At 67.6% G+C, this 1,922-nt stretch carries 1 protein-coding gene; it reads right to left on the minus strand.

The genetic code is table 11. From position 1 onward, the window contains the following. On the minus strand, nt 1-795 hold a 795-nt coding region (locus tag AC3ET3_RS36005), incomplete at its 3' end, for a S8 family serine peptidase (protein WP_435613723.1). Nucleotides 796-1,922 lie beyond the last annotated feature (1,127 nt).

Raw genomic sequence — 1,922 nt, forward strand, 5'->3', positions numbered from 1 at the left:
CTCGGTTTCGCAGAGGCCCGTCTTGCCACCGCAGGCATGAACCATCGCCTCACCTGGGGCTGCCATGTCCACCTGGGGGCCGTACTGGGACCAAGAGGTCCGGTGCAGGTTCTTGCCAACTGCCGCCACGCCGACGACTCCGGGCGTTGCTGCGGGGTACTCAAGCTCGTTCGTCGTGTCTCCGCTGTTTCCGACACCGGCGAAGATCAGTGATCCCTTGTTCAGGGCGTATTTCACTGCGGCTGTCAGCTGCGGTGAGCCCTTCGAGTGCCCCAAGGAGATGTTGATGACCTGTGCGCCGTGGTCGGCTGCGTAGCGGATCGCCTGGGGAGCGACGGTATTGAATCGCTGGTTCCCCGCTTCCTTGTTCGCGGCGGTTTCATGACTGGGCATGCGAAGGGGAAGGATCTTGGTGCCGGGCGCAAGGCCGAACGCACCCTTGCCACCATCGGAGGCTCCGGTGCCGGCGATAAGACCCGCCATGCCCGTACCGTGGCCCTCGTAGTCGGAGTGTTCGTCCCCGGGCTGCTCCTCGGCAAAGTCCTTGCCGGGCAGCACGCGTCCGACCAAGTCTGGGTTGGCCGCGTCGACACCGGAGTCGATGACCGCGATCGTGATGCCCGCCCCAGTGCTGATCCGCCACATCTCCTCAGCGTGCATCGCGTCAAGGAACCACTGCTCCTCTCGGGACGACTTCGCGGTGGCCGAGGTATTTGCTGCGCTCACGAGCAGCAGGGCCAGGGCTGCCGTTGCCGCCGCGCGACGACCTCTGTGTCGAGGGTTGCTCGTGTGCATGGAGTCCGCCTTCTCGGGTTCCAGGAGTGAATCAGTCGATGACCGGTGGCAGGGCACGTCGGCGATCCTGCTGCCGGGACTGTTCGTCCTCCGGCGCGCGTTGCGTGCGTCCTCCGCTGCGGCCGGCGTCCGCGCGGGACGCTGACTGACGGGCCTGAAGGCCGCCTGTGCCGGTCCCCTCCCCTTGGCGCGGTGCGCTGGTCGGGCCGCTGGTGGGACGACCGCTTACCGCGCCGGTGTTCCCTGCCGTGGTTAGGCCACCGGTGGCGGGCCTACGCGTGCCCGCACGGACCGACTGCTGCTGACTGTCGTCGGCGGCACCATCGGACGGGATCGGGCGTCCGCCGATGACGGGTCCCTTCCAGGAGGGCAGGCGTCGTCCTACGGGTGCGGCTGGCTGGTGGCCTACCGAGTGCCCGGCATGGTTCGTTGTTCCAGCGGGCGAGCCCATAGGCCCACGAGGAGGCGTGGCCTCACCGCCTACGACGACACCTCGTGGGATGGCTCCAGTTGCTCGGCCAATGGGTGGCGTCGTCGGGCGACCTCCCACAATCCCGTTGGCCGGACTACTCGGGATTCGGCCAGAAGCAGCCGCTGGTGTGCCGGGGGCCGGCCCCATGGGCGGGCGCGCACCCGTTGCCTGTCCTGGCCCCAGCGGAGTGGTGAGGGATGCGGCCTGTCGCGGAGATCCGGCGACTGCTCTGCCTGGCCCCGTAGCACCAGGTCCTGGCCTGCCTGTGGCTTGCAGCGGAGGCGTACTCCTGTTGCTGCCGATCGCGGGGGGAGCCGTGCCCATGTGAGGCGACTCTCGCCTCACATGGTCAAGTGCGGGCGGGCTGCCAATTGTGTCCGCAGAGCTGTGTGGACGTGGTGGCAGAGTGGCAACAGAGTCGATCTCCATGTAAGCGGGGGGTTGCCGAACGTCTCCGAGCTCACGAGCCGAGGCCGTGGGCGGGGCTGAAGCCTCCGTCACACGGTGAACGTCGGCTACCGCTTGGTCGGTTCTCGGGCCAACCGATGAGGTATTTGGATCAGTAGTCGGGCCAACGACGCTTGTACCAACGGTTCGAGTCCGGTCGAGCTGCTTGTGGTCCCTGCCGGCTGCCGGATCCGGCACGATCGCGTCC

Source organism: Streptomyces sp. bgisy159 (assembly GCF_057707805.1).